The sequence below is a fragment of the Pedobacter sp. N36a genome, from assembly GCF_014472395.1.
Lineage (GTDB): Bacteria > Bacteroidota > Bacteroidia > Sphingobacteriales > Sphingobacteriaceae > Pedobacter.
In genome coordinates this window covers 400,012-421,115 of record NZ_JACSZW010000005.1, presented here as the reverse complement: position 1 = coordinate 421,115, position 21,104 = coordinate 400,012, and the positions used below count along the sequence as shown (strand labels likewise).

Annotated in this window: 20 protein-coding genes, 1 tRNA gene and 1 pseudogene; 11 read left to right on the top strand and 11 right to left on the bottom strand. The window is 40.2% G+C overall.

Features of this window, described 5'->3' with window-relative positions:
* The first annotated feature begins 52 nt into the window (after nt 1-52).
* The 6 genes from H9X96_RS12820 to H9X96_RS12795 all read left to right on the top strand — a co-directional run bounded on the left by H9X96_RS12820 (nt 53) and on the right by H9X96_RS12795 (nt 4,788).
* On the top strand, nt 53-1,456 hold the full coding sequence (locus H9X96_RS12820; protein WP_187666652.1) for an N-6 DNA methylase: 1,404 nt from the start codon (nt 53-55) through the stop codon (nt 1,454-1,456).
* Nucleotides 1,456-2,808 (top strand): restriction endonuclease subunit S, encoded by a 1,353-nt coding sequence (locus H9X96_RS12815; RefSeq protein ID WP_187666651.1) that lies wholly within the window; start codon nt 1,456-1,458, stop codon nt 2,806-2,808. Before H9X96_RS12820 ends, H9X96_RS12815 begins: the two co-directional genes overlap by 1 nt.
* A 126-nt stretch (nt 2,809-2,934) precedes the next feature.
* Nucleotides 2,935-3,585 (top strand): DUF4468 domain-containing protein, encoded by a 651-nt coding sequence (locus H9X96_RS12810; RefSeq protein WP_187666650.1) that lies wholly within the window; start codon nt 2,935-2,937, stop codon nt 3,583-3,585.
* A 264-nt stretch (nt 3,586-3,849) separates the two neighbouring features.
* A complete protein-coding gene (locus H9X96_RS12805; RefSeq protein WP_187666649.1) occupies nt 3,850-4,017 on the top strand; it encodes a hypothetical protein in 168 nt (55 codons plus the stop codon).
* 64 nt (nt 4,018-4,081) lie between these two features.
* The gene (locus H9X96_RS12800) at nt 4,082-4,345 is read left to right on the top strand and encodes a hypothetical protein (RefSeq protein ID WP_187666648.1); all 264 of its coding nucleotides are present in this window, start codon (nt 4,082-4,084) and stop codon (nt 4,343-4,345) included.
* Between the two features lie 2 nt (nt 4,346-4,347).
* Complete coding sequence (locus H9X96_RS12795; RefSeq protein ID WP_187666647.1) at nt 4,348-4,788, top strand: hypothetical protein; 441 nt, start codon at nt 4,348-4,350, stop codon at nt 4,786-4,788.
* 336 nt (nt 4,789-5,124) lie between these two features.
* On the opposite strand, the gene H9X96_RS12790 is transcribed toward H9X96_RS12795, so the two are convergent.
* Together H9X96_RS12790 and H9X96_RS12785 are read right to left on the bottom strand one after the other, a co-directional pair.
* Nucleotides 5,125-6,333 carry a site-specific integrase gene (locus tag H9X96_RS12790; RefSeq protein WP_187666646.1) on the bottom strand — a complete coding sequence of 403 codons (1,209 nt, stop codon included), beginning with the start codon at nt 6,331-6,333 and terminating at the stop codon, nt 5,125-5,127.
* Nucleotides 6,334-6,642: 309 nt separating this feature from the next.
* Nucleotides 6,643-6,732 (bottom strand) — tRNA-Ser (locus H9X96_RS12785).
* 341 nt (nt 6,733-7,073) lie between these two features.
* On the opposite strand from H9X96_RS12785, the gene H9X96_RS12780 reads away from it, so the two are divergent.
* Complete coding sequence (locus H9X96_RS12780; RefSeq protein WP_187666645.1) at nt 7,074-7,586, top strand: VOC family protein; 513 nt, start codon at nt 7,074-7,076, stop codon at nt 7,584-7,586.
* A 134-nt stretch (nt 7,587-7,720) separates the two neighbouring features.
* A complete protein-coding gene (locus H9X96_RS12775) occupies nt 7,721-8,035 on the top strand; it encodes a DoxX family protein (protein WP_255431103.1) in 315 nt (104 codons plus the stop codon).
* A gap of 119 nt (nt 8,036-8,154) precedes the next feature.
* Here H9X96_RS12775 and H9X96_RS12770 read toward each other — a convergent pair whose 3' ends face one another.
* The 4 genes from H9X96_RS12770 to H9X96_RS12755 all read right to left on the bottom strand — a co-directional run bounded on the left by H9X96_RS12770 (nt 8,155) and on the right by H9X96_RS12755 (nt 10,046).
* Nucleotides 8,155-8,400 carry a hypothetical protein gene (locus H9X96_RS12770; protein ID WP_187666644.1) on the bottom strand — a complete coding sequence of 82 codons (246 nt, stop codon included), beginning with the start codon at nt 8,398-8,400 and terminating at the stop codon, nt 8,155-8,157.
* Between the two features lie 155 nt (nt 8,401-8,555).
* Nucleotides 8,556-8,855, bottom strand: a complete 300-nt coding sequence (locus H9X96_RS12765; RefSeq protein ID WP_187666643.1) for a hypothetical protein — start codon at nt 8,853-8,855, stop codon at nt 8,556-8,558.
* A 529-nt stretch (nt 8,856-9,384) separates the two neighbouring features.
* Nucleotides 9,385-9,567, bottom strand: coding sequence for a hypothetical protein (locus H9X96_RS12760; protein ID WP_187666642.1), 183 nt, complete (start codon nt 9,565-9,567; stop codon nt 9,385-9,387).
* Between the two features lie 116 nt (nt 9,568-9,683).
* Entirely contained in the window at nt 9,684-10,046 is a 363-nt protein-coding gene (locus H9X96_RS12755) for a DUF1622 domain-containing protein (RefSeq protein WP_187666641.1), read from the bottom strand.
* Between the two features lie 210 nt (nt 10,047-10,256).
* Here H9X96_RS12755 and H9X96_RS12750 point away from each other — a divergent pair, with 210 nt between their 5' ends.
* The 3 genes from H9X96_RS12750 to H9X96_RS12740 all read left to right on the top strand — a co-directional run bounded on the left by H9X96_RS12750 (nt 10,257) and on the right by H9X96_RS12740 (nt 11,646).
* Complete coding sequence (locus H9X96_RS12750) at nt 10,257-10,475, top strand: hypothetical protein (protein ID WP_187666640.1); 219 nt, start codon at nt 10,257-10,259, stop codon at nt 10,473-10,475.
* Nucleotides 10,476-10,514: 39 nt separating this feature from the next.
* Nucleotides 10,515-10,664, top strand: coding sequence for a hypothetical protein (locus H9X96_RS12745; RefSeq protein ID WP_187666639.1), 150 nt, complete (start codon nt 10,515-10,517; stop codon nt 10,662-10,664).
* A gap of 139 nt (nt 10,665-10,803) precedes the next feature.
* The gene (locus H9X96_RS12740) at nt 10,804-11,646 is read left to right on the top strand and encodes a flagellar motor protein MotB (protein ID WP_187666638.1); all 843 of its coding nucleotides are present in this window, start codon (nt 10,804-10,806) and stop codon (nt 11,644-11,646) included.
* A 152-nt stretch (nt 11,647-11,798) separates the two neighbouring features.
* Here the strand turns inward: H9X96_RS12740 and H9X96_RS12735 are convergent.
* The 5 genes and pseudogenes from H9X96_RS12735 to H9X96_RS12715 all read right to left on the bottom strand — a co-directional run bounded on the left by H9X96_RS12735 (nt 11,799) and on the right by H9X96_RS12715 (nt 21,075).
* Nucleotides 11,799-12,096: pseudogene (locus H9X96_RS12735) on the bottom strand (VOC family protein).
* A gap of 41 nt (nt 12,097-12,137) precedes the next feature.
* A complete protein-coding gene (dctA, locus tag H9X96_RS12730) occupies nt 12,138-13,430 on the bottom strand; it encodes a C4-dicarboxylate transporter DctA (RefSeq protein ID WP_187666637.1) in 1,293 nt (430 codons plus the stop codon).
* Between the two features lie 87 nt (nt 13,431-13,517).
* Entirely contained in the window at nt 13,518-16,010 is a 2,493-nt protein-coding gene (locus tag H9X96_RS12725; RefSeq protein WP_187666636.1) for a PIG-L family deacetylase, read from the bottom strand.
* A gap of 67 nt (nt 16,011-16,077) precedes the next feature.
* Nucleotides 16,078-17,451, bottom strand: a complete 1,374-nt coding sequence (locus H9X96_RS12720) for a RagB/SusD family nutrient uptake outer membrane protein (RefSeq protein ID WP_187666635.1) — start codon at nt 17,449-17,451, stop codon at nt 16,078-16,080.
* A 27-nt stretch (nt 17,452-17,478) separates the two neighbouring features.
* A complete protein-coding gene (locus tag H9X96_RS12715; RefSeq protein WP_187666634.1) occupies nt 17,479-21,075 on the bottom strand; it encodes a TonB-dependent receptor in 3,597 nt (1,198 codons plus the stop codon).
* Nucleotides 21,076-21,104: the final 29 nt, after the last annotated feature.

Sequence of the window (21,104 nt, the reverse complement as noted above, 5' to 3'; positions counted from 1 at the left end):
TCAGTTAGTTTGCGCCAATATAAATTATTTATATAAAAAACAGGAATACCAAATGGCTTTAGGCACACAAGAAATAGTTAATAAACTCTGGAATCTATGTAATGTTTTGCGCGACGATGGAATCACTTATCACCAATACTTAAACGAACTTACCTATATTCTGTTTCTTAAAATGGCAGAAGAAACCGGAACGGAAAGTGATCTACCAGAAGGTTATAGATGGGCAGATCTGAGTGGAAAAGAAGGGATGGAATTAGCCAAGTTCTATCGAGAGCTTCTATTACACTTAGGTACTGAAGGAAAAGGAAAAGTCCTTGAAATATACAACAATGCACAAACCAATATATCTGAACCAGCCAACCTTCGTAAGATTGTCAAATATATTGATGAACTAGACTGGTATGAAGCCCGTGAAGAGGGATTAGGTGAGATGTATGAGGGCCTGTTAGAAAAGAATGCTTCAGAAAAGAAAAGTGGTGCAGGACAGTATTTTACACCCAGGCCATTAATTAATGTAATGGTACGTTTAACGGATCCTAAAGTAGGAGAGCGGTTAAACGATCCAGCCTGCGGTACTTATGGCTTTATGATCGCTGCTCATCACTATGTAACGCAGCATAATCCTCCATTTACATTAACAGAGAAACAAAATGATTTCTTGGTTAATCAGCAATACAGCGGTTGCGAATTGGTAGGTGATACGCATCGTTTAGCCTTAATGAATGCTTTTTTGCATGGTTTAAAAGGTAACATTACACTTGGGGATTCACTAAGTAGCCTTGGCGAAAATGTGAAAAATATGGATGTTGTATTAGCTAATCCACCATTTGGAACAAAAAAAGGTGGGGAACGTCCAACTCGTACAGACTTAGTGTATTCTACCAGTAATAAACAACTTAATTTTTTACAAGGCATATACAGAAGTTTACATACTCGCGGAGGAGCTAGAGCTGCGGTTGTATTGCCCGATAATGTGTTGTTCGAAGATGGTGATGGACAGAAAATCCGTAGAGACTTAATGGATAAATGCAATTTGCATACGGTGTTGAGATTGCCAACAGGTATTTTTTATGCAGCTGGTGTAAAAACCAATGTGTTATTTTTTGAACGTGGTAAAGCAGATAAGGGTAATACCAAAGAAGTTTGGTTTTACGATATGCGTACCAATATGCCTGCTTTTGGCAAGCGAACCCCTTTTACTGAGGCTCATTTTGAAAATTTTGAAATTGCCTATAGAGCTGAAGATCGTAATTTAGTTAAGGACGAGCGTTTTAGTCGGTTGTCGATTGATGATATTCTTAGGAAAAATGCCACATTAGATCTAGGACTCATTGCCAATGATAATGTGAGTAAAAGCGCTGATCTTGGAGAACCTGTTGATATTGCTAGACAGGCTTTAGCTGAACTAAAAAGTATAACAGAGGAATTGAATAAAATAATTGAAGAGCTAGGGTAATGGGAGAGAAGGAATTATCAGAGGGGTGGGCTATAACTGAAATTTATCTTGTTGGTACTGTTGTGACAGGTAACACACCTTCCAAAAATAATTTGGAATTTTACAATGGGGAGTTTCCCTGGGTTAAACCCGGTGATATAAATAAAACTATTTATATCACCGAAACAGAAGAGACATTGTCAATTGAAGGTGCTAAAAAAGCAAGGTTATTGCCAATAGGAGCTGTGATGGTAACCTGTATTGGTAATTTAGGTAATGTTAGTATCGCTGGAAAGGAATTGGCCACGAATCAGCAAATAAATAGTATTATTTTTAATAAGTATGTTAATAGCAAATTTGGATATTATTATATTTTGACATTGAAGAAATGGTTAGTTGAAAATTCTACTTCTACTACTATTTCTATGGTCAATAAATCTAATTTTGAAAAAGCACCATTTATTTTGCCTCCTCGTGCTGAACAAAATCGTATTGTAGAAAAACTAGATTTACTGTTTGAAAATATAGGTAGAATAAAAGCAAAACTTTATGCTATACCCTTACTCCTTAAAAACTTTAGGCAAGCGGTGTTAAGCCAAGCGGTAAAGGGAAATTTAACTGAGAGGTTGAGAAAGGGTAAACAGTTCAAGGAGTGGTGTTTGGTAGATGCTGAAAATGTTTTTGAATATGTTACTAGTGGTTCTAGAGGATGGGCTCCATTTTATGATAATGTTCTAGGAAAACAGTTGTTTGTTAGAATGACTAATATGAGTTATGAATCACTGTCTCTAAATCTAAATAAAGAAAAGCTTCAATTCTTAAACCTTCCATTAGACCTTAATGAAGGTAAAAGGACATTATTAAGAAAAGGTGATATTTTAATATCAATTACTGCAGATATCGGAATGATTTCTTTTATTTCTCATGACTTACCATATGAATCATATATAAATCAACATATATGTTTAGCAAGACCTAAAGAATCGTACAATTCGCAATACATCGCGATGTATTTAATGTCTGAGTCTGGGTTAGGGCAGTTGAGGAATCTAAAAAGAGGAGTTACGAAGGCAGGACTTTCACTAGGCGACATTCGAAGTCTCAAAATTAATTTACCACCTTTGTCTGAGCAACAAGAAATTATTTTGCAGGTAGAGAGCCTTTTTGCAAAAGCCGATTTGATAGAAAAACAATATCAAGTGTTAAAGTCCCAAATAGATAATTTACCACAAGCCATCTTGTCTAAAGCTTTTATTGGTGGTTTAGTCGCTCAAAATCCTAATGATGAGCCTGCAAGTGAATTGCTCGAACGTATAAAAGAAACCCAAACCTTAAGCAAACAAATAACAAAATTAACACAAGTAGTTGCATAACAGCTTGTGTTAATTCAATATTCTCATCTCCGATAATGGTTTTGAGATAATTGATTACTATTAATTGACCTTTGCAGCTATACTGCACAGGTGTGTTTTAATATTGTATCATAAACAATATTAAATATGAAAACATCAAAATTACCTCTTCTATTAATTTTAGTAAGTTTACTCTCAAGCCTAAATGTACTTGCTCAGGATGCTATTACCTGGAGTACTCAACGTAATGGGGCTAAGGTTGCCGATACGGTAGCTCTGGAAGATTATCTTCCTGTAAAAGATAATGCTGTTTATGTAGAAGCAGTTTTAGACTTAGCGGGTACCACAAAGCAGGAGTTATTCTCCAGAGCGAAACTAGCTATACAGAAAACCTTTACCAGTAATAAAATGGGCACCTCAAATTACGATGCCGAATCTGGAATTTGTAGTGTTAATAATTTCTACGATATTTCTGATATGACGGCTTTTAGTGCTTTAGCTACTTCAAATCCGGTTACAGACAAATACTATTTTAATGCATTGCTGTCTGTAATTGTAAAAGATGGCAAATATAAAATTAAAATGGAGATACCTCAATATGCTTATGGAAAGGAAAGTAGGTATAAATCTTATACTGATTTCCAGTCGCAAAGTATTCCCATTTCAAATATTGCAAATAAACGTCAAAATGGCAAACGCCAGCGTATGCGGGTTCTTAAAACCTTAAATGATAAAATGTTATTGACTTTCAATTTTGTGAAAACGGAAATGGAAAAGAAACTGGATAACGATTTTTAGTTTTCATTTAAGCTTTGTTAGTAATACTAATGAATGTTGAAAACTTGCAAATGAATCTAAATAAAAACTAAGTATTATTAGTAATAATAAAAAGCCAAGTCACTTAGTTGAGAAAATGGTGACTTGACTCTAAATCAGAAAGTTAAATTACTTCCCGAATTCGCACTTCAAAAGTAATTATTCCTGCGTGATTTCCAAATTTTCTCGGAGGGTTAATGTGTTCCTGCCCTGTTTCAACCAGGAGAGCTAACTTATATGTATAATATGAGACAACCAATTGGTACAACTGCAAGTACAGGACAATCATGCCCTGAAAGTGGTGTATGGAGGGTTGTAGGTTCACCTACAACTACCGCACCAATTGCCAAAGGAAATACAATGCCCCCTTATGGTGGCAAGGGTGTTACTTGGCGATTAGAAGTTTACGCTTAAATTAACGGGGAGAGGAGCGAGAGCTCGCTCTCCCTTATTAAATGGAACAATTAAAGAAATTGAGATGAAGGATAATTATAGTATGAATGTAAGCTTGCAGTGTGTTACTTGTGGAAACACTGGAGCATTTGATTTTAATGAGGATAAAACGTACGTAAAGTGTACAGCTTGTAATCGTGAATATTTAAATGGTTACGCTGAACTTGTAGAATTAAATCAGGAAAACATTAATAATGTATTGGAGGAAAAGAAGAGTGAGATTGCTCAGGATTTAAAAAATGACATCCTTAAAGTCTTTAAAGGGAGTAAATATATTAAAATCAAATAAAAATGGACTGGAGTTTAATTATTTCTATTGCAGCTTTATGTTTTTCAGCAATTACTTATGTTGTTCATGATCGGAGAATAAAAAAACAGGAAGGTTTAATTAATGCTTATCAATTAGAAAAAATTGATGCTGAAAAGATAGAACAAAAGAAGGCCTTTGTAAAGGCAAATTTGATTAAGGGACATAAAGGGAATAAAATAATCAAGATATTTAATTCAGGTAAATCTGCCGCAAGAAATATTCGTTTTGAAATTCTATCTGAGGATCAGAATTTTTGGTTTTTAAATCAAGATATTTTTCCATTCGAGCTTTTAAACCCTCAAGAAAGTACTGAATTAATAATAAGCACTTCTATTGGGTCGCCTGATAAAGTAAAAATTCAGTTTATTTGGGAGGATGATAGTAGTTTGAGTAATAAATACGAACAAGTACTTACAATGTAGTTTTACTGGAGCTTCATTGAGGAAGATATGAACCGTTCTCTTGATATGAAAAACACCCTTGGTCTGATCCAGATGTTTCAGAGTGCTACACACTAGGTGAATTCGAGTACAACTAGGGTTTCTGTTTTAAGTGACTGATAATGAGTGGTGATTAGCTAAATGAAAAATAATGAAACGTAGAAAGTAGTATGTGTGTTTAAGAATAATTATAGTAAACTACTAAAATAGTGAAGCGGGAAGGATCTCCGACCCTTCCCGCTTCATCTAAATTAACGCTCTCATACATAAAGACGTTAATTAGGGCTAGATATTGTGTTACCCGATAAATTAAGTTGCTTAATACTTCTTTTTAAGGGTAGCCATATCAGTACCAACTTTAATGTCAAGTATTTTGGCGTAATGTTGTGTGGTTTGAATATTGGTGTGTCCTAGCATTTTTGAAACGCTTTCTATAGGAATCCCATTCAATAATGTAATCGTTGTGGCAAATGTATGCCTTGCAATATGGAAAGTGATCAACTTCTGTATGCCACAGAGGTTCGCGATCTCCTTTAAATAAGTGTTCATCTTCTGGTTACTTGATACAGGCATTAGCATTCCTTTATTTAAGCACATCCGATTATTATGATACTGATTTAAGAGGGTAGAGGCCGCAGGTAATAAAGGAATTCGGGAAGGCACATTAGTTTTTTGCCTTTTAATAGAGATCCATTCTTCACCATCAATGCCAGTTACAATATCACCTCTTTTTAAATTCTTAACATCTACATAGGCAAGCCCAGTAAAACAACAAAATATAAATACGTCTCTTACTTGCGTTAATCTTTCGGAAGGCAGTGGTTTATTGGCTATTTGCTTTATTTCTTCTTCATTAAGGTAAACCCGATCAACTTTTTTAATCTTGTTTTTGTAGTTTTTAAATGGATCGGTAGCCAGAAATCCGTTAGAAAGACAAATACGAATAATCTTGCCGAAGTTTTTCAAGTATTTTACTACAGAATTATTGGCGCATTTTCGGACAGATCGTAAGTAAAAATCGTATTCAGTTATGAAACTGTGGTTTACTTTTCTAATGTCTATATCACTGATGTTGTATTTCCATTGTAAAAATGCTATAGTATGATTTAAAGAGGTCCTGTAACGCTCTGCAGTGCCTTTAGAGAACTCGGACCCCACCAAGGCGTCCATCTTGTAGTTATGATCTTTAAATACGTCAATTAGGGTGCGTTGCTTTTCTGCTTTTCCCTGAAATTGATCTCGCAGTTGTTTGGCAGTGATGATATCATTCTTCTCGGTTAATTGTCGATGCGCTTCAAATACTTTGTTTTGCAAGTTGTCCAGATAAGCGTTAAAGGATTTCATTTCTTCCTTTTTGCCATTGCCTCGGCCAGAAATTGCATTCCATTGCGATGGTTCGCAACTACGACCAGTGGTAACTTCTGAACGACTACCATTCACAGTAATGCGAAGATAGATAGGAGCGACGCCATTTTGATAATTTTTTGGTTTCTTCATGTAGAAGAGCAAGCTGAAATTGGTTTTCATAATGTTAAACATTAAAATAAACAACCCGAGCCCGATTTTCGGGCTAGAGCTGCATCGCAGATAAAGTAAATAAGAATCAACGATGCAAATTTAGCCTTGCAGCGATTAGAAATCAAGATGTTTAGTGTAGCAACCTGTTTAATATCAGGTTTTTATATGCTATTCGGTGAGTCATTTGAATTTTCCAAATGACTCACCGAATCACTCACCTATAGGATGTGAATTCGTGCATATTTTGGAATACCAATAAAAACAAAAAAGCCTGCTATCGTATGATTTGCAGGCTTTTTGTTGGTTTTGATACCATTTTGGCGGAGAGTGGGGGATTCGAACCCGCGGACCCTTTGACAAGTCAACAGTTTTCAAGACTGCCGCAATCGACCACTCTGCCAACTCTCCGGCGCAAAAGTACAAATCTTTACTGGTTTTCCAAATTTAGATTCAAATATTTCAATCTTTTTTTAAAAACAGTGTTTTGATGCTTATAAAGGCCCATTCTAAGGTAGTTTTTATTCCTTCAACCTTAAATCTCCATAATATTTTAACTTGACCTACCAGGACAACCTTTCTATTTTGATCGTAATTACTTCAAACCCGACTAAAAACTTCAGTAAATTCCCTAGAAAACGAAGAGAATTACTTGTCTTATTTACCCCCTCATTATGTCATTTTTGCACTAGTACAAATTCAACTTTCCGATATAACTTTGAATTAGTAAATTTAACTTAACCACTAAATCCATGATAAACAAGCTAATTAGTCAGAGGATTACTGTAAACTTATGGTTTGACAAAAATGCAGAAGAAGCAATCAACTTCTACACCTCAATATTTAACAATTCGAGTATCAAAGGAATAACCCATTATACTAAAGAAGGTTTTGAAATACACCACATGCCGGAAGGCACTGTGATGAACATCGTATTTGAACTGGATGGGCAAGAATTCCTAGCCTTAAACGGGGGGCCTGTTTTTCAATTTAATGAAGCCGTTTCTTTTGTGGTCAACTGTTCTGATCAGGATGAAATCGACTATTACTGGAATAAGCTTGCTGCCGGGGGAGACCCGAAAGCGCAAGTCTGTGGCTGGTTAAAGGATCAGTTTGGACTTTCCTGGCAAATTGTGCCAACGATTTTATCCGAACTGCTCAAAGATAAAGATCCAGGTAAAACGAGCAGAGTAATGGCGGCAATGATGCAAATGAAAAAGATCGACCTCATTCTGCTGGAGAAAGCTTTTGCTCACCATAAATGACTTCTTCCATCTATGAATAATAGAAAAGTAATCAACCTAATTATAAACCAATAAACACAATTTTAAACCAATGAAAAGGAACAAAATAATCTTCTGGACGGCCACTAATCCTTATCTTCTTATTTGAAGGAGTAATGCCAGCATTCACTTCTCAAACTGAAATGGCAAAAGAAGGAATCCGACACTTGGGCTATCCCGCGTACTTCGGCATCGCACTTACTGTTTTTAAAGTACTGGGCGCAATTATATTGATAGTCCCTAAAGCCCCTAAGCGCATCAAGGAATGGGCTTATGCAGGCTTTGGTTTTGATTTTATATTCGCCTCAATTAGTCACTGGGCTGTGGATGGCTTCGGAATGGAGGCAATGTTCCCTTGGATCGTTTTCGCTGTTCTGGCGGTATCTTACGTCTATTATCATAAACTTTCCGATTCGAATGCGATAGGATAAAATATAGGAGCTAAAAACACCCCTTAATGAACAATGCCCAGCTTATGGGGTTCAGTCCATTAAGCCGGGCATTGTTTTATATTTTAAGAAGTATTGCGCTTTATCAAAAGCCGTCAATATTATTTCTTATTGTTCTCTAAATAAGTTTCTAAAATGTTTTTTAGATAAATCTCAGGCTTAGGCATGATGATCACAGTACCAGGCTCTTTATCTTGAGAATGCTTGATGTAATTCGCTTTGATCTTTCCCCATTCTTTTGAATAAAGCTGGATAAAAGTGTCTACAAATTGTTTATCAGTATAATCTTTTGGAAGCTTACTTAATACAACTTCAATTTTCTCTTCTTTTCTATGTAATACTGCCATGATAATTTCTTGATATTTTCTGTGGCAAAGCTATGAAACAAATCCGAGTTAAGGCTTATGATTCTTCAGGATAAGTAAAGCAAGTCCTATTTTTAGGATGAAATGGTTTTATTCGGATATAATTTTCCCGCATTGGGTTAAATTTGAACTCCAATTCATGTCATCAATAAATATAAAGGATAGTGTTTGCCAGGCTTTCCGGGCAGCTGTTCTAGCTTGTCTTTGAGTACCTTATATTCTTTTTCCAGGCATTTAAAAGCCTTCGTATTCACTGGCATACCATAGTTCTCTTTTAATTGACCCAAATAACTGCTGGCCACCTGATCAAACCTCGTTTTTACCCGCTGATACTTCTGCTGGGTTTCCTTTTCTTCCATATTTTGACCAACGCCATTCAAATTGCCCAGGTAAACGCTGTCGGATAGCATTGCTCCATCCGGCTGCCCGTTGAGCATATAAAAAACAAGGTTGCCGACTTTTCCATTTAAGTGGCCATGAGGACCGTTTGAAGCGATTGCCAGAGTTGAGAGGTTAATGATTTGTTAAAGATTGAGCGTTGCGTGATTTCATTAAGCGGAAGAGAGATGTAAAATACTGGTTATTAACCATGTTGAGTTTTAATTTTTTTAGGCCTTAAGTTTTATTTAGGAAGTGGTCTTACCTACTATTATAGGGTTATAGCTGCTGTTAAGCCCTATCAACCTCTAATAAAGATCCTCATAAAAGCCTGATAAATAAAACTTCAAAGCTTACAAGGTAAGGGCATAGCCGGTCGGCACCTGAATTGAAGTTTAGGAAGAATAGGCTGAAAGGCCAGTAGGATTTTTAAAAGTGGCTTAAATCTAAAGAACAGGGAAAGCTGATCGCTTCAGAAACGCGGGTCGTAAAAAGAATACCAGGAAATAATGCGAATGAATAGGAAGGAATCTCGAATGAAGAGCGGATACTAAAATGGAAACTGCTTAAATCAGCAGCATGGCATCATTACCTGGTTGTTTTCGTTCCCGGTTTTTCAGGATGCAAAAACTTATCTGTTTCAGCCCTCAATTCGTCTAACCGATGATTGACAAGCTCGGTCTTTTTTTTAAGCTCAGCAGTATGTGCTGCAAGATTTTTGGTGATTTCTGCACTGCTTTGTGCATTATCCTTTTTATTTGATTCATCCATGACGATTGGAATTAATACTTAAATATACTAGAAAAACTAATTCTTAATATTAAAAGCAGATTAAATTTTTCTACTTAAACCAAATAAGAATGTGATCGTTTTTCTTCTTGCATTTTTCAATTTTTCAGGGGTAATTTTTCATGGTTGCTATGCGCTTTTAAGTCGTCTATTTCTTTATTTAGGAAATAAGATAAACCAGTTCTGATCACTACCGTACCCGCTAAGATCCCCAAATCCTGAAAAGAAGGATTAACGATGGTATCTATAATGTCAGAAGCAATTAAAAACTCTAAGCCCAGCAGCAAATAATAGCCGACCTCAATTTTAATCTGAACTGTTCTTTGTAAGGAGAAACCTTTACCCAATCGATTTAATTCATTCTTTATAAAATGGTAAAGCCCAATTGCTGCTCCGTAACAGATAATTCCGATACTGATATAACTGATGATATTTGAGGTAAAGATCAGTATATCATGCATAGCCGATTACAATGAATTAGAAAACGTAATGATTTAACCCCCTGTTTATTACAGGAAGTTACGGAACTTATATCATTTTTTTAAATCCTTTTTAATTTCTTTCCTGAATTTGTAATTCCATGGGAATGTACCCATGATTTTGCCACTCAGAAGGTCAGTCCCCTGCAATTAAAGAAAAGTTTTCCTTTTATAAAGGAAGCTGCATCAGGAGTGCCAGCGGAATTCTCCAGCGCTTTATTGTATGTGAAAACTGGTGATAAAGCTCCGGTAGTGAAACGCAATACCACTTATAAAATGACTGGTGAAGAAGGAATCTGGGAATGGGATGGGAAATCTGCCTGGTATGGGAAAAATCTGGAAATTACCATCAATCCACCTCAAGGTGTGATTAGGGAGCTTTACCTGCATTTCGAAGATTGGAACAACTAATCCAGGTCTGCAAAAATAGGGGTAGATGGCCGGGAATTTATGACGGGTACCTTAGACAAAAAAGGGAAGTGGATCAAGCTTTTTGTGATGTGGGAAGATACCAACGACGGGAAACTAAAGGTGAAAATTGAGTCTATGGCTGGCAGCAACGCCATGATTTCGGAAATTGTGTTTGTAGAGCAGAAATAGTATTGCATCATGAATAGCCATATTCATATTTACATAATAGAGATAACAGGAATAAATTTCCGAAACAAATAGATTGTGGTACAGTAGTTGCTCCTTTAACATTTTAAAAATTAAGTTATACTGTAACTGATATAAGATTATGAGATTACCTATTGTACCATCCTTGTTGATCGCTGTGGCTTTATTAGGCCAGGGTTGTGTGAGTAATAAAAAATTCGCCGACCTGCAGTCTAGTTATAACCAGTTACAGGAGAAAAACCAGGGTGTGAACCAACAGCTTGCCAGTTCTACCACTCGTGTGAAAAGTTTGGAAGAACAAATCACTACGCAGCAGGAAAATGTAAAAGCATTACAAATTGCCTTAAATAAATGTTTGAATTCTAGCAGTCAGGGGAATACCAATATTTCTAAGCTAGTAGATGAGATCAATGTAGCCAATAAATATATCCAACATTTAGTTAATACTAAGAATACCAGCGATTCTCTGAACCTGGTATTGACTACCAATCTAACCCGTTCATTGAGCAGGGAAGAAATGAGTGATGTAGACATTAAGGTACTAAAAGGTGTCGTTTACATATCCCTATCGGATCAAATGTTATACAAATCAGGAAGCTATGAGATTTCTGATCAGGCGGGTGTTACCTTAAGTAAAATTGCTAAAATCATTAAAGATTACCAGAGTTATGATGTATTGATTGAGGGAAATACGGACAATGTGCCTATTTCACAAGTCAACATTCGCAACAATTGGGATTTAAGTACGTTAAGAGCTTCCTCTGTAGTTCAATCTTTGCAGAACAATTACGGTGTAATTCCTAAAAGATTAACCGCTGCAGGTAGAGGGGAATACAATCCAGTTGCCAGTAACGATACCGAAGCTGGAAGAGCTAAAAACAGACGTACAGAAATTATCATCACCCCTAAGCTGGATCAGTTTATGGAGTTGATTGGAAAAGCCCCGGAACAAGCTAAAGAATAGTTTCAGTTTGAACGATTCAACACTGAACGAAATGGTGGGTGTGGCCTGTAGAATTTACACTATACCAATTAACAACAAACGCCCTGAATATCGCATGATGAACAGGGCGCTTGTTGTTTAAAACAATGTTGGTTGTAGACTTATGGCTTCGTTTAACCTTGGTTATAGGCCGCTTCCAAATCTTTAATGATCAGCCTTTTTATGCCCATTACCGCATGCATCACCTTTGGGCCGCGTACCGGATCGCTGATCAGCTTTCCTATCTCTTTAGGAACAACCTGCCAGCTGATTCCAAACTGATCCGTTAACCAACCACAGAATACCTCCTCGCCGCCATTATCCGTTAATTTCAGTCTCTGCTGCATCTTCACACATCACCATAAATGAAATTGATGGATTTGGATCTGAAGCAGGTCCTTCATTGAGCAGCATAAAATGTTGTCCGCTCATTTCAATTTGTACCACATATGGATTGGCCATGCCATTTGTATTTAACTGGTCGCTGGATTGATGGCCAGCTGATATTTTTCTTCATCAAATTCTTTCTCACTCTTCGCTATTACCACCACGGCAATGCCATTGCCGATCAGGTTGGTGATCGATCTGGCTTCCGACATAAACCTATCTACACCCAGCAAAATAGCCACGTTTTCTATGGGCATGATGTTTAGGGAAACCAGGGTCGAACTGAGCACAATGAAACCGCTGCCGGTTACGCCGGCAGCACCTTTGGAGGTCACCATTAAAATCCCCATTGCTGCAATTTGCTCTGCGATACCCAGCTCTATTTTGAAAGCCTGGGTCAGGAAAATCAGCGCAATGGAAAGGTAGATAGAAGTCCCATCCAGGTTAAAGGAATAGCCGGTAGGAATCACCAGTCCGACGACAGATTTAGAACAGCCAAAACGCTCCATCTTTTGGATCATACTTGGCAATACCGACTCCGAAGAGGAGGTACCCAATACCACCAGGATTTCCTGACGGATATATTTCAGGTACTGCCATAGGCTGAATTTATAAAGGTAACAGATGAAATTAAGGACCACAAAAATGAATAGTATACAGGTGATGTACACCACCAGCATCACTTTTCCCATTGGGATCAATGTGGAGAGGCCATAGTTGCCTATGGTAAAAGCCATCCCTCCAAAAGCCCCGATCGGTGCCAGTTTCATCACAAATTTCATCATGTTGAAAATGATCTGAGAGAGGTTTTCAAAAGCGATGATGGTATGTCTGCCGGCCCGGCCCATTTTGCTCAGGGCAAAGCCGAAAAGAATGGCAAAAAATAAGATTTGCAGGATATCGCCTTTGGCAAAAGATTCGAAAATATTGGGCGTAATGATATGGCTTAGGAATTCCATCCAGCTCACATCGGCAGGGGCAACAGCGGCTGCAGCATTGGCAGCAGCAGGACTGCCCGGAGCTATGATTGCGGTGGCAGTGCTAGGGTGTTTAACGACTGGATTTAGTCCATCGCCAGGTCGCATTAAATTGGCGGTGACCAGACCAATAAAAATGGCTACTGTGGTAATCAATTCGAAATAAAGTAATGCTTTTCCTCCAACACGTCCCACCTTTTTCATATCGCCCATTTTGGCAATACCGAGTACAATGGTGAAGAAAATAATTGGGGCGATCAGCATGCTGATCATATTGATGAAAGTTTTACTGATGAGTTTGGCCGTATTCGCAAAGGTGGGGAAGAACATCCCTACCAGGATGCCAAAAATGATTGCAATAATCACCTGAAAAGTCAGGTGTCTGGAGATGTTCTTCATCATGTGGTAGCTGGTTTTTATATTTGGTTAAAAAAAGGCGCCGAATCCTCTAATATAGGATACCGGCACCTTAAATGGAGGTAGAATATTTTATTGACCTAAAGAAATCAGGTTAGTGAACAGGCGATAGGCACCCGGAACACCTGCAGGAAGCTGTCTGAACCAGGAAATTCCAGTGTAAACAAAATTTCCTTTTCCATATTTTGCGACCAAAATACTGCTGTTTTTAGGACTTTCTCCTGGGTCATTGATGGAGATCAATGCTTCATATTCTTTCGCCCAGTCGCTTGGGAAGTATAAACCGCGTTCTTGTACCCAGCCATCAAAATCAGCATTGGTGATTTTATTAGGCTTTTGGAAAGCGGCATGCTCAGGAAGTAATACGCGTACTTCGGCACCTTCCACGGTTACCCTATCTGTAGATAATTTCATTGGGTAGGGGCCAGGATTGGTTTTTAATCCAGCATTGGTATTGTACTGGATCAATACATTGCCTCCGTTTTTCACGTAATCCATCAGTCGGTCATGGTAGAAGTTAATGCGGTCTAAGGTGTTGTAAGCTCTGATTCCTACAATTACTGCGTCAAATTTCTCCAGGTTTTCTGAGTTCACATCTGCATCTTTCAATAAAGTCACATCGTAACCGATCTGCTGCAGGGAGCGCGGTACTTCATCACCTGCGCCAGGCAGGTAACCGATACGTTTGCCTTTCACATTCAGGTCTAGTTTTACCGCTTTTGCGAGCGCAACCGGGAACAATACCTGCTCAGGAATGTGCTGATAATTGATCACGCTGATCCCTTTATTATAGGTTTTGTTGTCCAGATTAACGATGGCCTGGATTTCTGCAATATTGGAATTGGCAGGTGGAGTGACCATAAACTTGGCCGTCTGTTCTGCTTTTTCTTTTTCGATGTCGAAAGGAACTGATGCAGGGCTCACCTTCCATCCTTCAGGAAGTTTCAGTGATACTTCACCTTTGATGTTCGCTTTACCAGCTTTCAGGAAGACATTTACTTGTTTCGCTTCCGGGCCATTGAACATGTATACGTTTTCGGCAATATTGGCGAATACCGGCGGACTCACCGACAGGGGCTGGTACAATTCGCCGTACACCAGGTCGTTGTGTTTATAAACTACAGGAACAGTAAATTTAAAGGGTTGTCCGCCGATAGTAAGGTTGACTGCTACTTCTGCAGCAGGGGTGTTTTCTGGTAAGCCAACATCGGATTGTTTTAAGATGTCAAACATCCCCAGCGTATCTGCTTTCTGCAGCCAGTAAGGCTGAGAAAAAGCCAGATCTGTCGGAACGATGAGCTGCTTTTTATACTGCTGACCTGCGGAATTTACCAGGCTGGCATTGATGGTAGAGTCATTTTTCTGATAAGGGAAATGGATAGACGTTACTTTTACGGCCACCGGAGATCTGTTGATCACTTCCGTTTTTACCTCTAGTTTTCCACCAGGCACCACTGCAAAATTACCGGCAGTGGCTTCGATATATAGTCCGGTGGCGCTGCGGATCAGTTCTTGAAGCTCTTCTAACTTCTGGTTCTTCCAGAAAGAATCCGGTAATTTCTGTAGTTCGGCTCTCGCGGTTAACAGGAGTGGGACTACTGCAGATGGATTTGCGGCGTTATAAGTAGCAATGGCTTTGGTAATGGCTTCCTGTACTTTTGCACTGTTTGGAACCCTGGTCCAGGTGGTGTTGATGTCCTCGAAAAGATCTGCTTTTGCAGCTGGGCCCATGGTGTGTTGGAAATAATCGAAATTGCTGCCACGGGTACCTGTGGAACCAAAGCCCTGGCTTTTATGCATGCTGCGGCTCTCGGCAGAGATCTCGCCATAAGATTTTCCGAGTAATGGGTTGAATACACCTACATCTACTTTTATCAGAGAGGAAGCAATCTTGTCGAATGCAGCAGGATCTTTGAAAGCCCAGGAGCTGATGTTCCATACCAGGCGTTTGGCTTGCCATGGCTGTACATATTTCAATTGTTCCGGAAAGCGTTTCGGATCGGCGGCTGCCACAAAAGCATCTTCTGCTAAAATGGAAGAGGCGCTGTGCTGGCCATGACCTGCGCGGGAATCTTTAGGGAATCTGGTGATGATCACATCCGGTTTAAAATTACGGATCACCCATACCACATCGGCAAGCAGCTTTTCACGGTCCCAGATGCTGAATACTTCTTCCGGATTTTTAGAGAAACCGAAGTCGTTGGCACGGGTAAAAAACTGGTGACCGCCATCTGTTCTTCTGGCTTGCAATAATTCCTGGGTACGGATTATACCGAGGCGTTCGCGGATTTCGGGGCCGATCAGGTTTTGTCCGCCATCTCCACGGGTAAGGGAAAGGTAGCCGGTATGGTATAATTTCTGATTGGCCAGGTAAGCAATCAGGGTGGTGTTTTCATCATCCGGATGCGCGGCAAGGTAGAGCACATTGCCTAATTTGTTGAGCTTTTTCAAGTCCTGCAGGATTTTTCCAGAGGCAGGTTTTGGTGGTTGCTGCTGCGCATTAGCGTTAATGCTCAGGCATACCGATAGCAAAGAAAGGATAAATACGGAGTTCATCTTTTTCATACGTTGTACTTTTTAACAGGTCGCCATTGTAAAGCGGGCGACCTGTGGTTTGCTGGTTATAAACTCTTTAGATTGGATTTTGGGTGTAGGTATTGTTGATGTCCAGTTCACGCTGAGGAATCAGGAAAAGCAATCTTGGTGTTTTGCCTTGTGCTTTCATCACTTCTGCGGCTTTACCAAAACGCAGTAAATCTGGCCACCTGTGGTTTTCAAAAGCGAGTTCTACGCGTCTTTCTTTGAGTAGTTTTTCGGCGAAAGTACCTGGGGTACTGCTGTCAATTCTGTTCAATCCGGCACGGAACCTTACTTCATAGATCAGGTCGTAGGCTTCGGTGCCTTCACCTAAAGCTTCTGCCAGCATTAGCAGGGCGTCCGCATAACGCAGTACCACGAAATTGTAATCCGCATCACCTTCATTATAAGCGGTAGTCGTACCATATTTGAGGATGAAACGGCCTGCATTTAATGGTCCGTTGATGGGGTTCATAGAGATGGCAAAACGCTTGTCGTTCGGCTCATAAGCAGCCTGCATTTCTGCAGTAGGTCTGTTTTTATACGCACCAGTACTTTGGATCATCAATGGAGAAAATGCATTGGTAAAGGCATTTCCGGTATTGGTACCGCCACCTTTATATTGTACTTCAAAGATGGACTCTACATTGTTTTTATTGGCAATTCCCCAAAGCTTGTCGTAGGTAGGAACTAAGGAATAACCGTAAGTTTTAACTCTTCTCAATGGCGCAACGGCAGCAGCTTTATCGCCCATGGTCAGGTAAATTTTACCCATTAATGTAGCTGCAGCTCCTTTAGTTGCTCTGCCCACATTGCTGCCGGTGTATTTTACATCCAGGAAACCTTCGGCGGTGGCCAGGTCGGCAACCAGCTGCTTATAAATCTCGCTGGCTGGCAATTGAGGGTAGGATTTACCTTCTTCAACGGTAATTTCTTTGAGCACCAATGGGATCCTTCCGAAGTTAACGGCCAGGTTATAATAGAACAGGGAGCGTAGGAATAAAGCTTCGCCTTTCACTCTGTTTTTAAGGTTTTGGTCCATCGGTACTTCTTCAATTCTGCTCAATACGATGTTACATCTGCTGATGCCGACATAGGAATCCAGGTAAGAAGAGGTGATCAATTCGGCTGTTGCCGCATTTTCATTGAAATTGTCAATGGCATTCAGGTCTGCACCCAATCCGGTATTATCGGCACCGCCATCGGTATTATCGGAACGCATTTCGTTCAGGATCCAGTAGCTTTGGTTGTATGCACCATTCATCTGCAGGGCTTTATAAGCTGCATTGACGGCAATCACCATATCGTCACTGGTTTTATAGAAGGCATTTACGTTACGCTGAGAAATCGGGTTCAGGTCGGTAAACTCTTTACCACAAGAGCTGAGTATTCCGGCAGAGATCAGGATATATATTAATTTCTTTTTCATTTTTTCTGGTTTTTAGGTTTAAGAACACTACTTAAATGAGGCATTAATACCAAAAGTGAAATTTCTTGATAACGGATAGGCGCCATAATCCTCACCCTGTACACCGCTTGAGGTAGATTGGTTATTTACCTCAGGGTTGTAGCCGATATAATCGGTTTTGGTGAATAGGTTGGTTCCAGAAGTATATACACGGAATGAAGAGAAATATTTTCCTACCCATTTGGCAGGTAGGGTGTAGGCGATGGTTACATTTCTAAGGCGGATGTAAGAGGCATCTTCTACCTGATAAGTGGAAGGTCTGTTGTTAAATCCGTGTAAATCGCCTAGCCTGTCTGCACGTGGTGTTTTACCATCTCCAGGTTGATCTGGGGAAAGCCATCTGTTTTTCAGCACCGAATAAGAGTTGGTATTGGCTTCGCCATTGGCCAGGTGTCTTCTGGTTAAGTTCAATACTTGTGAACCTTCTACACCCTGGATCAGGAAGCTCAATTCTATGCCTTTATAGCCTAGTCTGTTGGTGATACCGTAGGTGTAATCAGGCTGATAGTTGCCGATTACGGTACGGTCGTTGGCATCAATAACGCCATCACCATTCACATCTTTAAACCTGAAATCTCCAGGCGCCGGAGCTGCCGCTAATTTATCTTTAGGGGCATTGTTGATTTCTTGCTGATTTTGGTAGATACCTTCAACCACATAACCGTAATAGCTGCCGATTGGGTCGCCGATACGGGTAATGTGACGGATACCTGCACCACCAGTGCTTAGGATCGGATCGCCGGAAGCGCCTAATTTCAATACCTTATTTTTGTTGGTAGAGAAGTTCATATCTGTGCTCCAGGTGAAGCTGCCTACTAAATTCTGAGTAGAAAGGGATGCTTCAAATCCTTTGTTTTCTACTTCACCGATGTTCATCAATGGGTTAGAATTGCCATAGCCAACTACTGCGGGTACCTGAACATTGAGGAGCAGGTTTGAAGTTTTCTTGTTGTACCAATCCAGTGATGCAAAGATCCTGTTGCTCAGGAAGCTCATGTCCAGACCGATATCTACTTGTGTGTTTTTCTCCCAGGTCAGGTTTGGATTGCTAGGGGTAGAAGGGGCGATACCATTGGTCACTACATTACCAAATACATAGTTGTAAGGGCTCAATAGTCCTACAGCGGCATAGTTAGGGATCAGGAAGTTTCCTGTTTTACCCCAGCTTCCGCGTAGTTTAAAGTCGCTGATCCATTTGATGTCTTTCATAAATACTTCATCAGACATTCTCCATCCAGCAGAGAAGGAAGGGAAATAACCTACTTTATTACCTTCACCAAAACGGGAAGCACGGTCGGAACGGATGGTAGCGGTTAACAGGTAACGGTCCTTAAAGGCATAGTTTACTCTACCCAGGTAAGATACCAGCGACCATTCTTCTTCTGTTGCGGTACCACCGGTTACTTGTCCGCCGCTTACAGTTTGCACCAGGTCGTCAGGGAAGTTTTCTGCTTGTACCTGATTGTTTCTAATCTTGTCTTTCTGTGCGGTATATCCGGCAAGTGCAGAGATGCTGTGTACGCCAAATACCTTGTTGTAAGTCAGGAGGTTTTCTGACAGCCAGTTGGTTTCCAGGGAAGAGTTAGACTGTCCATAAGGCACACCTACAGTTGCTGCACGGTCAATAAATGCCTTTTCTCTGTAATATTTTCTATTGTAGTTGTTGATGTCTGTACCGATCATGAACTTGTATTTCAGGCCGTCAAGAAAGGTATATTCTGCATAGGCGCTGGCAAAGCTTCTGAACTGCGATAGGTCGTCATGAATGTATCTTACTACGGCCAGCGGATTACTGGAGGCCGTCATATTGGTACCCGTTCCATTTTCTGTGTTCAGGTGACTTTGGTTATTGGACTGGTTAATCGTACCATTTGGAAGGTAAGGGCTCACTGTTGGCGAATGTACCAGGGCGGTGTAAACTGCTCCCGGAGGATCAGCGAAATAAGGAGCGCTGGTAGATCCTTTGGCCTGATCCGTAAATGAGGGATTGACAATGGCACCGATACGCAGGTTTTTTACCGGGTCAGATTCGATATTGATGCGGAAGGTATAACGTTTAAAGCCGGTTTTATCGATGATACCACCTTGATTGAAATAGTTGCCAGAGATGTAATAACCTAGTTTTTCTGCACCGCCAGAAAGGGATAGGTTATAGGATTGGATGTTAGAGTTTTTGAACAGTACATCCTGCCAGTCTGTATCTACACCTGTTGGATTGATAAAATCATTAGGCAGGTAATAACTGGTATTGGTACTTCTGGTGTAACGTACCGAGTTCGGGTCGTTGATGCTGGCATTCGGGAAATCCTGGAGGTAGGCATTGTTTTTAGCATTCAGCACATATTCGCTGAGTTCTTTTGAGTTCATCAGGTCTACCTTGTTGGCCAGGGTCTGGATGCCAAAATAAGAGTCGAAATTTACCGAAGTAGTGCCATCTCTTTTTCCTTTTTTAGTGGTGATGATGATGACTCCGTTTGATCCTCTGGAACCATAAATGGCCGCAGCTGCAGCATCTTTTAACACTTCTACGGATTGAATATCTCCCGGGCTGATGGTTCCCAGCGGATTTGCCGGAGCAGGGCGGAAGGCTACCGTTCTTTTAGAAACATCGCCCTGAGTGGCAGATTCTACGTTTTTAGAGATCGGGAAACCATCTACTACATATAATGGTTCGTTACCTGCGGAGATGGAACCGACACCACGCACGCGAATGGTGGTTGCGGCACCAGGCTCACCACTTGGCTCTTGCACTTGTACCCCTGCGATCTGGCCTTGAATGGCATTCTCGAAGCTGGTTACGGGAATATCTTTGATGCTTTTTGCACTGATAGAAGCAATAGAACCGGTTAAGTTTCTTTTTTGCTGTGTACCGTATCCTACACCGACTACTACGATCTCGTCTAGTTTCTGCTGGTCAGGCATTAAATCGACATTGATGACTGTAGAAGAACCTATGGCTACTTCTTTGGTGATGTAACTGATGTAAGAAAATACGAGGATACCTTTTTCAGGAACGCGGATGGTATATTTCCCATTAGCATTGGTGCTGGTACTGATGTTTTTTCCTTTCAATTTAATGGAGACGCCCGGCAGTATCTCCCCATTGCTGCCATCGGCCACTTTACCAGTGATGGTCAACTCTCTATAGACTTCGCTTAGGTTATTGGCGTTTTCTGCTGGCGTCGGTTCGGTACTGCCTTTTTCCTTTGGGCTGGTCTGACGGTGATCTGCTGAAGTTTTTGAGTCTTTGAAATTGATGACATAAAACTGTTCGCTAATCTTTTTATAGTTAATATTTACTGGAGAAAGCATATTGGACAATGCCGTTTCAATGCTTTCATGCTGTGGTTTTTCTTTGGTTTGAACAAGTATATTCTCGGCAAGCTTGCTGTCGAACATAATAGATACTTTGTGTGTTTTTTCGAGTCCTTTCAATGCATCTTTGAGCGGCATCAATTGACGCATGGCCTCTGAAGGTGTGGTGGTGGCGCTCTCCGGCACGAATGCGAAGGACTGCACACGGCTAAATACCATCGATGCGCTGCCGATCACGAGGATCAGCAGCAAGTGTAGAATTTTTACCATGGTTTGGTTGGTTTAGTTGATAAAATTAG